Origin of the sequence: Candidatus Villigracilis proximus, from assembly GCF_016717045.1 — a bacterium.
Lineage (GTDB): Bacteria > Chloroflexota > Anaerolineae > Anaerolineales > Villigracilaceae > Villigracilis > Villigracilis proximus.
In genome coordinates this window covers 147,382-160,491 of sequence record NZ_JADJUO010000012.1, presented here as the reverse complement: position 1 = coordinate 160,491, position 13,110 = coordinate 147,382, and the positions used below count along the sequence as shown (strand labels likewise).

Genomic DNA, 13,110 nt, shown 5'->3' with positions numbered 1-13,110 from the left:
GAAACACGGACGCTTACATCGAACGCAAGTGCGGTGTGAACTCAGGTAAGCATGAGCAAAAAACGTTTTTTATCAGCGTTCATCTATGTCCCATTTTTCAAACTGTCAGGCCGTAAAAAAGTATTTTCCTTTTTTTCACCAGTTCTTTGTATACGTCAATAATCTGGGCAGCGATTTTATCCCACGCATAATCCATTGCATATTTTGCAGCGCGCTGCCCCATTGAACTGCGCAAATCAGCATCCCCCAATAGCCAGGATAATTTCTCACACAATGCTTCAGGCTCACTGTCTGGAATTGTATAACCAGTCACCCCGTTTTGCACAAGATAACCAAGCCCACCCACCTCAGAGGCAACAACAGGTGTGCCGCAGGCCATTGCCTCCAACGCCACCATGCCAAAAGATTCATAAAGCGACGGCATCACAACCACTTCTGCGGCAGAATAATAGTACGGCAGAGTATCCTGTCCACGTTTACCGAGAAAAACAACCATCCCACCCATGCACAGGTCATCACACATCTTTTGCAGGCGCGCCATTTCCTCAGACATATTTTCAGGAATCACATTTGGTTCACCGCCAATGATCGCCAAATGTACAGGCTTATAAGCCTGCTGCAAATCCAAACAAGACATGGCTTGTATCAGCGTATCCACCCCTTTTAATGGCTCAATACGTCCTACAAAAAGAACCATGCGATTCTCAGGTCTCAAGCCAATATACTGTTTGGCTTCATCTGCTGGAATTGGATAAAAATGACTCGTATCCACGCCGGGCGGAATGACGACCATTTTACGGTCATCTGCCCGGTAGAGAAATCTCAACTGTGTCTGCTCAGCTAACGTGGCGACAACGATCCGGTCCGCTCGACGGAGAACCTGCCTCTCCCCATTGAGTCGATCCACGCCCGCGCGTTCTCCCTCTGAACGAGCCACGCGATTCTTCATTTCACCCAGTGTGTGAAACATGTGGACGATGGGGGTTCCACCCCAGGCATCGCTCAACGCCTCTGCAGCCAAACCAGACATCCAATAGTGGCTGTGGATCACATCATAAGTAATCCCCTTTTCAGCGGCGAATTGTTTTATCCCATCCACAAAATCGGGGATGTAATTCGCCATTTGACTCTTGGCTTGCGGTTCCTCAGGGCCAGAAGGTACATGAACCACGCGATTGCCATATCCAAGATCATGCAAAACATGCGGAACATGCTCATCTTGTGAACGGGTAAAGACATCCACATGAACACCCAATCGCCCCAATTCACGCGTCAGATCGCGGACGTAGACATTCATTCCGCCAGTGTCTTTTCCGCCGAGAGTAGCTAATGGACAAGTATGGTAAGAAAGCATTGCTATACGAAGCATATAATCATTTATTCCCGTTCTTCTGACAACGTGTAAATCTAAAAACTTGCGAGTTTACCTGTAATCCTTTATAATCCCCGCCGCTCCAAAAACACTTATAAGCCACCGTAGCTCAGCTGGTAGAGCAAACGATTCGTAATCGTTAGGTCGTCGGGTCGTAGCCGACCGGTGGCTCCAAAAGATATTATTACGCCGCGCATCAGCGCGGTTTTGTTGTTAGTGTGGAAATTTTCCTTGATATAATAATGCATTCTTCTTGAAAAATCATCTTGAAATGCGGCTGGAAATCCCATTACAAACATTGAATTTATCTGAAGATACTACAAAAAACACGAGGCTTCATGCGAAAATTTTGGGCAGAATATTCAATGTGAATGATGATGAATTTGGGCTGTTTGTATTGTTGAGCATTCTGCTGTTGGGGAATACTGTTGCGCGCCAGATGACCGGAATTATCGGCATTAGCGATCTGATTAATACGGCGGGTGTAAATCAGATCCTGATCGTAAACGCAATTAATGGCGTGTTGATCTTTATCACGGCCATGCTCGCCTCCCTGATCGTAGACCGCTTTGACCGGATCGAGTTATTAAAATGGACATCGTTTGCATTTGCTCTGATGTTCGTCGTTGTTGAAATTATCAGTTTGGTGAGTTCGTCTGAAAAAATTACAGCGGCGCTTGTTTATCTTATGTCACAACAACAATGGTTGTTGTTTCCCATGTTCTTTTGGGTTCTTGCAAATGATATTTTTGAAATTGCCCAGGCAAAACGCCTGATTCCCGCCATTGGAAGCTGGAGCTTTATTGGAAAGGTGATCGGCATTGGCGCCACACTTTTGCCCGCCCTGCTTTTTAGCTTTGGGTTGATGGAAAACAAGGTGCTGTCTATTGAAGTCGTCATCAGATTAAATATTTTTTATTATCTGCTTGTTTTTATCATGATAACAATCGGTTTGAAAAAAATAACGCTCCGCCCACTCGCCAAAACCGAAGAAACCATCAAGGAAACTTTAAACCGAGGGCCGCGATTTTATTATGGAAGTGCCTTCATTTCGTTATTTATTGATCGGTGTTGTATTTATCACCGCCTGCGATGTGATACTTGAGTATCGTTTTTTCGCAGTCGCCAAAAGCACCATTACCGATCCCGTTTCCTATAAAATTTATACAGTCTGTACCTGCTGATGATTGCGTTGGCCTCTTTTGCAATACAAGGTTTCGTAACAAGCCGGATCGTGCAGCGCCTGCAATTAAAAAATGCCTTTTTAATACAGCCCTTTGTTGCACTTGGCTCCACACTCGCGATGATCCTGTCTCCTGAAATCATCGCCGCCACCCTTGGGTCAGTGGTATTGAAAATCGGGCGCAACACAATTGACGAATCAACCAGAAAATCATTTCAGGGCTTTGTGCCTGAGGAACGCAGGGGACGCGTGGCGCTCTTCACTGATAATTACGCGCCGGCTGTAGGGATGCTTTTATCAGCTCTATTAACATTGGGAATTGTGTTCGTCTGCGAAAAATTTAACATCGCAAATGCCTTTTTTCATTTATTTAGGCCTGAGTTTAATATTTGCCGGTATTGCCGTATACTTCCTTTTGAAGATGCGAAAAGTCTACGACAATAGTTTATTCAACTGGAGACTCAAACGCCGTAAACGCGGCGGGGATGTATTCAGCAAGCTGGATTTTTAATCCTTGATTACACATAGATTTACAACAGGAGCGATCCATGTCAGAAAATAATTTATCCCGAGCGTCCATTTCCATCCGCTATGCAATTCCCGGGCTGCTTGCAGTGCTGATTATTATCGCACTGGGCTTAACAGGTTGGTTTTCCTATCAAAACGGCGTTGCGTCTGTGGAAATCCTTGCAAAACGTTTAAATCTTGAAGTTACCAGTCGAATTGAAGAACGCATAGTGAGTTTTGTCGAGCCGCCAAAACTATTTCACCAGATCAATCTTGCAGTTTTAGAGTCCACAAATACCGGACTGGATCAGTACGAGCTGATACGTGAACTTTTTTGGAACGAGGTCTATATCAGCGATTCGGTTCCTTATCTTTATTACGGCACAGAAGAAGGATATTTCCTCGGGATCGACACAAAATACAAAGGCGATCAACCCGCATATAAAATATTAAATTCCGACACCACGCCCAATCGCGTCACATACAGCGTCACTGCTGGCGGGCAACCCAAAGAAGTACTCGAATCAAAAGAATACGATCCTCGTGTGCGCGACTGGTATCAAGCCGCAGTGACAGCAGATGATTTCACCTGGTCGCCAATTTATCCATTCTCTGCGCTAAAAGAACTTGGTATCTCCCCGGTCATGCCGGTCAAGGACAGTCAGGGGAAACTGCTCGGCGTTCTTGGCGTTGATCTTACGCTGGGAGAACTCAGCAACTTCCTGCGAAGCCTTGAGATTAGCCCAAACGGAGAAGCATTTATCATTGAACGTGACGGCAACATGGTGGCAACGTCCACTGATCAACCGCCGTACACACTGATCAATGACGAACAAAGCCGGCTAAATGTGAAAGACAGCGACACACAATTGGTACGTGACACCGCCGACTATCTGCTCGCTCAATATGAAAACTTTTCAAACATCAACAAGTCAGAACAAATTACATTTGAAAAAAACGGCGAAAAATATTATGCACAAGTCAATCCTTTAAATGCAAATGGACTGGACTGGCTTGTTATTGTCGTAGTACCAGAAAGTGATTTTATGGCGCAGGTAACAGAAAATCTTCGCAATACCACCGTGTTGGGCATTGCAGCGCTGATCTTATCGACCATACTGGGTTATTTGCTGGCCGGATGGATCATTCGACCGGTCTTCACCATTACTGGCGTAGCCGCAAATATTGAAGAACAAAAATGGGAATTGGATCCGCTCACAAAAGTGTCAAATCGAACTGACGAATTGGGACAACTGGCACGCGTATTCCAAAAAATGGCGCAGGAATTACGCGCACGCGAACAAGCTCTGAGACAGCAGGTAAAAGAATTAAGCATCCAGATCGATCAGGCAAAGCGGGAACAACAGGTAAAAGAAATCGTTGAAAACGATTTCTTTATCGACCTGCAAAAAAGAGCCGCAGACATACGAAAAAGAAGTAACAGAAAAAATGACGGAAAATAGCATCCGATTGAAAAGTAAAAAGGCGATCCATAACGGGTCGCCTTTTTACTTTTCAACGGTTTGCATTACTGGTGCTGGGGCGGGCGTGGACAATGCTTGGGAGCAGGAAAAATTCGAAGCGAGGGAAATGCTTGTAAAACGCGCAGAATCCCCAGCGTCCAGTACACGCTGTGTTGGGCGGTTTTTGTGATGGTCGCTATTTTGGAATGAAAAAATCAACGATAATGTTAACCAGTATGGCGCACGAACAAACCAGTTCACGGTCTCCATTAGGGCGTAAACAGTTTCCAATGGCCTTCGGAGACGACCTCGATGGTTCCGTCGACCACTTTGATGGCGGTCTCGTCGTCAATTCCATAGGTCGGCACTGGTACCTCGGCCGCCATTCTTTCCACTTTTGACATGGAGCTTTCCGGGTGGTCCTTGTGATCCATGTGCGGAAGCAACGCAAAGTCAACCAGACCCAGCCCCTTATCGATGACGAAGGGCGTATTCGGGTCGTCGTATGTCTCTCCGAAAACAGGGGCCGTCACCATACTACCGGCGCTCACCCCCACATAGACCGTCTCGCGCAACGACGGCAGGAGGTCTGCCAGCCCGGACTCGCGCATCCAGCGGCACAGATACAGGACATCGCCGCCAAACACCAGCAGAGCGTCAGCCTCCTCGACAGGAGCGACCCAATTCTCTCTCTTGATACTGGGTAGGGCGGTGAGCTCCAACACTCCCAACGACTTCCAACCCAATTCGGTAAGAGGGCTGGAAGTTGCTCCACTGATGAAACGGTAGGCCATTGTGGGCCCAATGGAGAAGGGGTATATGGCAGTGGGAATGCAGAGGGCGCTGGACTCGGCAATCGGTTTGCCCAGCAGGTCGACCAGTGCGTTGTGGATGCTCGCGTTCTTGACGCCAGCCGAGGTGAGAAGATACTTCATGGTGTCTCTCCTTTTCTCATCAGAACTCCTTTCTTTGCTTCGTCTACCGCCCAACTATTGCTTATGACACACGGCGGAAAAAAATCCGCAAAGAACACACATTATTACGAAATAGCGTAATAATCGTGTTTTTCAAAGACTCCCTACCGGGATAGTGCGGCACCAGTATTGTGAGGTTTGAAATAAAAAGTTTCATTTGGATATAGTCTATTTTCCCAAATGGAATTGGATCAAATGATGGCTATCCATTACCGGAGGTGCAGAATTAATAATTCCAGTTTCAGAATATCCCTTTAGGCTATGATTCGAGTCAATCCCTGCGCCAAAAATCACGTACGGAACCAGATCAGGAAGGTGTTTTCCAGTATCGCAAACCGTATAATGATCGGGCAAAAGAACAATCCGGCAAGGCTCGGAATACGTCTCCAGATATTGCAACAAAGGTTGAATAATTTGAGAGTCAATATCGGCTATCGACTGCGCTTTCCCAACAACATTATGAATATGCGCTTCTTCATCAGGCGCATTACAATGTATTAAACAGACATCCACGTCATCCAAATGATCCATGGCCGCCTTAAATTTAGCGTTTAGATTTGAACCGCGATAACCAGTGGCTCCATCCGGAATGATTGCCTTCCCGCCCAGCGCGGTGGCCATGCCATACAAAAAGCTCAACCCGGTAATCGTCATACTGCGATAAGGCATTGGCGGGAAGTTCCGAATTCTTCCCGCACCCCAGGGCCACAACATCAGATCTCCCCGGACAGATCGAGACATCATATCTACAAACGGCTTATAAATTTCACCTTTAAAGCGCGGCAGGATATTATCAATTGAGAGGCCCATGCATTCATGAGGCTCAAATAATTCAAGTTGCGTATCGTCAATTTCCTCTTCACGGCAAATTAATACATTTCGATAACTATTGTCGTGGTAAATTTCAAAGCCGGCTGGAATCTGCACATCGTCGAGATAAGCACGTGCCAATTCATTACTGATCTGCCCCGCCGTAAAATCCTCAAGAACTCCAGAGGAGTTCACCTTTACAATATTACAACGGCAAACAAGATCATCAGGATTGGCCTTCAAACCCAAGGCGTATGATTCAAAAATAGATCGTCCACGAGGAACATACTGCGGCGGATAGTAACCATATATTCCCATAATACCCACCAAACTCCCGAGAGGCAGCCCGTCATGCATTGTTTTCATCAATCCGACACTTCCCCGCCTAACCATCTCATCCATGCCTGGCGTTCGTGCATACTCAGCAGGAGACAAACCACCAAGTTCCTCATACTGCACATCACACATGCCGTCTGGTATAAGAATAACCAATTTCATCAGAGAATATTCTCCTTATCAAAGTAAATGATGTTTCCAAAAAATATTCATTATTTTAAATACAGCAATATAATATAAAGTATCAGAACGCTCACAAAAATTAGCGCTGTCATTTAAGAAAATTCCGCCCGGAAATTTCAGGAATTTTATCATACGTCAAAAAAATAAAACCTGAAAATAATCACAATAGCCCAGCAATCACTGCCGATATTCAAGAAATTCTTTATGACTAATTTCAATTTACCAAAGTTCTTTTTCGGAAAGTCGTCTGGACAAGAGCCGGATGGCTTCTCGTCCGGAGATCGCAAAATCGTCAATGCTGTCCTGATTGCGGGATTTTTGGGTGCGATAGCACTTGCATTGATCAATATAAACAGAAACGAAATGATCCTGCTCGGCATAATTTTTCTGCTCTCATTGATCTTGATTTATCACCGGTACGACATAACGGCCCGATGGATTTCATTATTTTCAGCATTGGTCATCATTTCCGCCCTCTTATATAAAAACTACGGCATACGCGATACAGCCGTCATGGGATTGGTAGTCGTTCTGATTTCAGCGGGATTACTCGCCGGCCGCAAAGGCACATTTATTATCGGTACAATTATTTTAATAGAGATCACCATACTCGGCTATCTGGAATCCGCAGAAATTATTGAGAATAAATTAAGTAAATTTAACAATTTTTCAGATTACCTGACAGTAAGCTTAACCATATTTCTTATCACTATTCTGCAGTGGTTGATCATAAACCGTTTGAATAAAAACATCTTAAATGCAATGCAGGAATTAAATGACCGCACCAATGTGGAAGAAAAATTACGCAAAGCGGAAAACCGTTATCGTGATTTGGTGGAAAAGATTCCTGCTGTTATTTACATTTCAGAACCGGGAGAAGTAGGTCGCTGGCACTATGTAAGTCCGCAAATTACTGAGTTAACCGGGTACACACCCGAAGACTGGTTGAACGACCCATATTTATGGTATTCCAAAATACACCCTGACGAACAGCAAAAAATCATAGCGATTGAAAAAAATGCATTACAGACAAATACAATGCCGCAAATGGAATACAGGCTGCTCACCAAAAGCGGGAAATATATTTGGATCTACGACGAGAGTCTTCTGGTCTTGGAATCGTCCACAAGTCAGATAACAGTACAGGGTTTTCTGTTTGATATTACGGCCCGAAAAACAGCCGAGGAACAGCTGCAAAAGCGCCTCGCAGAGTTGAACGCGGTCCGCGGAGTGAGCCAGTCACTCATCGCCAAAACAAATCTGCTAAATTTCTTTGAGGAAACAGGCGAACAGATACGACTCGCCTTTAATGCCTCAAACTTGTTTATTGCGATCCATGATCCACAAACAAATCTAATTCACTTTCCCTACGATTATGAAGAGAACAAAAAGCACAAAGACCTACCCATCAAATTTGGCGAAGGGATGACATCCAAAGTACTTGAGATGAAAAAGACTCTTTTAATCAATAGAGATTGGGCCAATATTGCCGCTCAACATAATGCAATTTTTAGATACGAAAAAACGGTCAAATCCTCGCTGGCGGCCCCCATGATCATCAGGGATAAGGCTATTGGTATCATTTCCATGGATAATATTGAGCGCGAGGATGCCTTTACTGAAAATGATGTACGCCTGCTCGAGACAATTGCCGCGAATCTAGCTGTAGCCATTGATAATACTTACCTACAGGAATCATTAGAGCAGGAATTAACTATTCAGAGGAAATTGATCTCGGAGCTTGAAACCAAAAATGCGGAGTTGGAACGTTTTACTTACACCGCATCGCACGATCTCAAATCTCCACTGATCACAATCCGAGGATATCTGGGCTACCTTGAGCGGGATGCACGGAGCGGAAATTTTGAACGACTTCAGGTTGATATTCAACGCATCTCAGATGCGACAGAGAAGATGCACCGCCTGCTCAGCGAATTGCTTGAGCTTTCACGTGTCGGGCGCATCATCAATGAGCCGCAGGAAATACCGTTTACGGAGATCATCAACGAAGCTTTACGGCGTGTGGAAGGACAATTGACGGCAAACCAAGTCGCGGTTGAAATCACGCATGACCTGCCCGTCGTTTATGGCGACAAAGAACGCCTTGTTGAAGTGATACAAAATTTGGTTGACAACTCCTGTAAATTCATGGGGAGCAAAAATCCCCATGATCCAGATCGGAATGCAAATCGAAAAAGATGAATACATTTTTTACGTGAAAGATAACGGTATTGGAATCAAGAAACAATTCCACGAAAAGATCTTTGGTCTGTTCGATAAACTGGATTCAAACACTCACGGAACCGGTGTAGGGCTGGCTCTGGTAAAACGAATCGTTGAAGTTCACGGCGGCAGAATTTGGGTGGACTCGAAGAAAATTCTGGAGCGACCTTCCACTTTACACTTGGGAAAAATAGTACAAACCTGAAATCAGGCAGCGCAAAACGCTACCTGGTACGGATCACCTTCACATTTGAAACCCAATTCTCCTGAGGAATACTTAATGAAATCATATCAAAGTCTCCTGACAGGTTTTGAACCAGCACAACAGCATTAAGAGATTGATTTGATATCTGGTCAAACTCATAAACAAAAACCGAATTCCCATGGATTTCAATTTCATTGACACCAAAGTTGACAGACCCCACGCTGGATAAGACATCAAAAAGAGTTACTCCTCGATATTCAGTTCCTTCAACCAGAATAGACTGAACAGCAAGGGTTGAAATAAAATCATCGTCCACACCAAATATATCCCCATTCTGTCCAATGACTACGAAAGCCCAATTTTGAGGAGAGACCATGGTGGGTAGTGGAGTTTCAAAAGTACCACCAGCAATTAAGGTCTGAGCTGCCGCAGTTTCTTTGGCAAATCTCTGGATCATATCCATTGGGTTTTCCACGGTTGGATAAGGCGTAAATATTGAGGGCTGCACAGCTAATTCTTGCGTACAACCTGATGAAACAAAAACAGTGAAAATAACAAAAACGATCAAGATATTTTTTTTCATGGATTTCCTGATAAAAAGCAGGCGATGAGTAAAAACTCATCGCCCGTATATTGTTTATTCGATCCCGTCAAAAATATGGTCGAGTATCTCAGTGTCCACATCAAACACAGAACCGTTTTCAGGCAGCGCTTCGCGTGTCATCCATTTCGGCAGGCGGTCATCTTCTTTTGTGAAGCCGGCGCGTTTATTAAACTCTCGTTCCATCTTGATGGTTTCCTTCCCTAATGCCTGCAAAATGTTATCAGGCAGATCATTCCAACCATAGCGCGCCTGCAACAAACGCTTTACAACGCCATCAGGAGTTGCTGCGTAACCAAAGCCGGCAAAGATACACGCGCCTAATGTATCATAACCGCCCATGTTCAATTGTGCATTCAGTGAAATTTCAACCTGCACATTCGGGTCAAGATGATCCACCTTCGCGCGGATGGTAAGTCCACAGGTGTGATCTGCGCCTTGCGGAGTTGTCGCATACGTGATGCCTGTGCCTTTAATTGAGCGCGGTTCATACGCACTCATCGCCTGCCGCTTCACAACGGGCACACGCTCAATTCCATATTGATCACCCATATCTGCAGCACCGTCGCCAAGTTTACGCCCAAGTTCGGTACCCTTGCGCATCTCATCGATCAATTTCATTGCGCCGTCACCATCGCCCCAGTTCATCAAACCAGCTTCAGCAGCGACACCAAGCGCCGCACCAACTTCAATCGAGTCGAGTCCCAGATCGTTCACGTGCCAGTTCAAACGTCCGATGACATCCAGCGAGTCAATGTCAATATTCGTGCCCATCAAACCGATCGTTTCATATTCAAGCGGAGAAACGATGACCTTGCCATCTTCCCCGCCAAAAACATTCGAGCATTTGATCGTACAACCAGCCATACACGCGTGAGATGGGTCAGATGGCTTTCCGCGTGTCAACGTGAATTCGCGTAAAGTCTCGCCGCTGATATTATCCACTTTATCAAATGTGCCGCGTGAAAAATTATGAGCTGGCAGCGCCGCAAAACTCTGACATAGATGCGCCATCGCAGCGGTGCCATAATCACGATATGTGACAGACTGCGGATGCTCCATGACCGACTTTGTATAATCCTTCTGTGCGACTTTAAACGCTTCGGGACTCACGATAGGCGGCTTCTGCCCACCAGCATGATCGAACACGATGGCTTTTAATCCCTTCGAGCCCATCACTGCACCAAGTCCGCCGCGAGCGGCGATACGTGCCGGGATTTTATCCTTATCAATATTCTGAATCCCCGCAGACTTCATCAACATCTCGCCGCCGGGACCGATCAATGCAATGGCAACTTTATCGCCATATTTTTCAAGCAATTTTGGCGCAGTTTCGTAGACACCCACCCCAACCAAGTCATCAGCCTTTTCCCATTTCGCGCCGTTGAGCGAAAGATGCAAAACCCAAAATCCTTCTTCCTCCGTGGGTTTATCTTCAATGATGAGCACCTTCATACCCATAAAGGCCATATGATAGCCAGTACGTCCGCCTGCATTGGCTTCCTTGATACCGCCTGTCAACGGGGATTTTCCGCCCACTGAAATTCTGTCTGTGGAAGAAAGCATGTGCCCCACCAATAATCCCGGCGCAAAGATCAGTTTATTCCCCGCACCAAGTGGATCACACTTTGCATCCATTTCATCCAGCATGATGCGTGCAAGTAATCCGCGGCCGCCGAGGCGCTCCCATGTTTGAGGGACATCTTCACGTTGTAGAGTTTGCTCACGCACATTTACGCGCCAAATTTGAGATTTGTATTCAGCCATTGTTTTACTCCTGTGAACAGGATTATATTCACATCTATTTTCAAAAAGTTTGCAAAGGCGGTAATCGGAATTTTTCTCCACCCCGATTTCCAATTATCGATTCCCGAACAACGACTCAACTGCTTCTCTAAAAACCTGTGTATGATGATCTACATCCTCTTGAGTGGTCTCAGGCGAGATGAGTGCCATATTATGAAAAGGAGTCATCAGAATGCCGCGATTGAGGGCGTAGAGATGCATGTAGCGATCCAACTCGGGATCAATGGCAGCATGAGCTTCTCCGCCATTCTTGGGCGGATTGGGACGGAACCAATATTCGGAACGATTGCCCAATTGTTTAACGATCCACGGTAATTCGAATTCCTTAATTACACCTTCTACGCCGGCCGTAAATTGTTCCTGGAGCGCTATGGCCTTGGTATAAAACTCTTCAGTTAATACATTTTGCAATGTGGCTTTCATCGCCGCAATGGACAGAGCATTACCAGCAAGTGTGCCACCGATGCCGCCTACATCTGAATCTTCCACTGAAAGTTTAGCAGTAAAAGCCTGTGACACTTCTTCGGTGAAACCATAGATCGCGGCGGGCACTCCTCCAGCGAGGGGTTTGCCGAGGGTTAAGAAATCAGGCTGAAGACCGTGCGAAGCGGTGTATCCGCCTGGACCGGTGCTGATGGTGTGAGTCTCGTCAATGATGAGATAGGTCCCATATTTGCGAGTCAATTCACGCAAGGCATCATGGAAGCCGGGTTTCGGGTGAATGATTCCGATATTGGTCATCACAGGTTCAGCAAGGACAGCGGCCACATCACGCGCGGAGAGCGCAGTTTCAAGCGCGCCAATATCATTGAACTCGATCACCTTTGAAGTTTCGCGCGGATCAATCTGCGGCCCCATATTGTTGGGACGCGACATGGGCGTACCTTCTTCATCCATCGTGATGAAGGTTTCATCCACTGAGCCGTGATAGCAATAATTGAAGACAAGAATTTTCGGCCGCCCGGTGATGTGACGCGCCATGCGCAGCGCGAAACGATTCGCATCGGTGGCAGTGAGAGCAAACTGCCAATACGGAAGTTTGAAGCGGCGCTGCAGTTCTTCACCTACCCAGATCACATCTTCAAAGGGCAGCATGAGTGTGATGCCTTTTTGGATTTGTTCTGTGATGGCTTTGACAGTTGCTTCGGGTGCGTGGCCTGTCATTGCGCCTGTATCGCCGAGACAAAAATCAATATATGAATTTCCATCAACATCGGTGAAGTGTGCGCCTTTGGCTTCTTTGGCAAAGATCGGAAATGAACCCGCCCAGCGGATCATCCATAACATCGGCACGCCGCCATGCAATGACTTGCGCGCACGCTGGTAAAGTTCAAAGGATTTGGGATGGTTTTTGTGGAAGAGTTGCTCTTCCTGTTTGAGAAGGGTTTCAAGGTGTGTGCGGTTTAGGGGTTGTGTCATGATTTTATTTTGTTTTATGTAGGGGCGG

At 45.9% G+C, this 13,110-nt stretch carries 11 protein-coding genes and 1 tRNA gene; 6 read left to right on the top strand and 6 right to left on the bottom strand.

The window, feature by feature from the left end; all coding sequences use genetic code 11:
* Positions 1-97: 97 nt before the first annotated feature.
* Positions 98-1,369 (bottom strand): glycosyltransferase, encoded by a 1,272-nt coding sequence (locus IPL71_RS15325; RefSeq protein ID WP_345323074.1) that lies wholly within the window; start codon positions 1,367-1,369, stop codon positions 98-100.
* Between the two features lie 101 nt (positions 1,370-1,470).
* On the opposite strand from IPL71_RS15325, the gene IPL71_RS15320 reads away from it, so the two are divergent.
* The 4 genes from IPL71_RS15320 (at position 1,471) to IPL71_RS15305 (ending at position 4,525) form a co-directional block, all read left to right on the top strand.
* A tRNA-Thr gene (locus tag IPL71_RS15320) sits at positions 1,471-1,546 on the top strand.
* Between the two features lie 79 nt (positions 1,547-1,625).
* Positions 1,626-2,477, top strand: a complete 852-nt coding sequence (locus IPL71_RS15315; RefSeq protein ID WP_345323072.1) for a hypothetical protein — start codon at positions 1,626-1,628, stop codon at positions 2,475-2,477.
* A gap of 129 nt (positions 2,478-2,606) precedes the next feature.
* Positions 2,607-2,999, top strand: coding sequence for a hypothetical protein (locus IPL71_RS15310; protein ID WP_345323070.1), 393 nt, complete (start codon positions 2,607-2,609; stop codon positions 2,997-2,999).
* A 104-nt stretch (positions 3,000-3,103) separates the two neighbouring features.
* Positions 3,104-4,525 carry a PDC sensor domain-containing protein gene (locus tag IPL71_RS15305; RefSeq protein ID WP_345323069.1) on the top strand — a complete coding sequence of 474 codons (1,422 nt, stop codon included), beginning with the start codon at positions 3,104-3,106 and terminating at the stop codon, positions 4,523-4,525.
* 269 nt (positions 4,526-4,794) lie between these two features.
* Here the strand turns inward: IPL71_RS15305 and IPL71_RS15300 are convergent, their stop codons facing one another.
* A complete protein-coding gene (locus tag IPL71_RS15300; RefSeq protein ID WP_345323067.1) occupies positions 4,795-5,460 on the bottom strand; it encodes a Type 1 glutamine amidotransferase-like domain-containing protein in 666 nt (221 codons plus the stop codon).
* A gap of 207 nt (positions 5,461-5,667) precedes the next feature.
* Positions 5,668-6,807, bottom strand: coding sequence for a hypothetical protein (locus IPL71_RS15295; RefSeq protein ID WP_345323065.1), 1,140 nt, complete (start codon positions 6,805-6,807; stop codon positions 5,668-5,670).
* A gap of 225 nt (positions 6,808-7,032) precedes the next feature.
* Here IPL71_RS15295 and IPL71_RS15290 point away from each other — a divergent pair, with 225 nt between their 5' ends.
* Together IPL71_RS15290 and IPL71_RS15285 are read left to right on the top strand one after the other, a co-directional pair.
* Positions 7,033-9,030 (top strand): PAS domain-containing sensor histidine kinase, encoded by a 1,998-nt coding sequence (locus tag IPL71_RS15290; protein WP_345323063.1) that lies wholly within the window; start codon positions 7,033-7,035, stop codon positions 9,028-9,030.
* Positions 8,996-9,256: an ATP-binding protein gene (locus IPL71_RS15285; RefSeq protein WP_345323061.1), complete on the top strand. Its 261-nt coding sequence runs from the start codon at positions 8,996-8,998 to the stop codon at positions 9,254-9,256. The genes IPL71_RS15290 and IPL71_RS15285 overlap by 35 nt, the downstream gene beginning before the upstream one ends.
* Before the next feature lie 19 nt (positions 9,257-9,275).
* Here IPL71_RS15285 and IPL71_RS15280 read toward each other — a convergent pair whose 3' ends face one another.
* The 3 genes from IPL71_RS15280 to IPL71_RS15270 all read right to left on the bottom strand — a co-directional run bounded on the left by IPL71_RS15280 (position 9,276) and on the right by IPL71_RS15270 (position 13,082).
* Positions 9,276-9,839 carry a hypothetical protein gene (locus tag IPL71_RS15280; RefSeq protein WP_345323059.1) on the bottom strand — a complete coding sequence of 188 codons (564 nt, stop codon included), beginning with the start codon at positions 9,837-9,839 and terminating at the stop codon, positions 9,276-9,278.
* 54 nt (positions 9,840-9,893) lie between these two features.
* Complete coding sequence (locus IPL71_RS15275; protein ID WP_345323057.1) at positions 9,894-11,624, bottom strand: aldehyde ferredoxin oxidoreductase C-terminal domain-containing protein; 1,731 nt, start codon at positions 11,622-11,624, stop codon at positions 9,894-9,896.
* Positions 11,625-11,717: 93 nt separating this feature from the next.
* Positions 11,718-13,082: an aspartate aminotransferase family protein gene (locus IPL71_RS15270; protein ID WP_345323055.1), complete on the bottom strand. Its 1,365-nt coding sequence runs from the start codon at positions 13,080-13,082 to the stop codon at positions 11,718-11,720.
* Between the last annotated feature and the right edge of the window lie 28 nt (positions 13,083-13,110).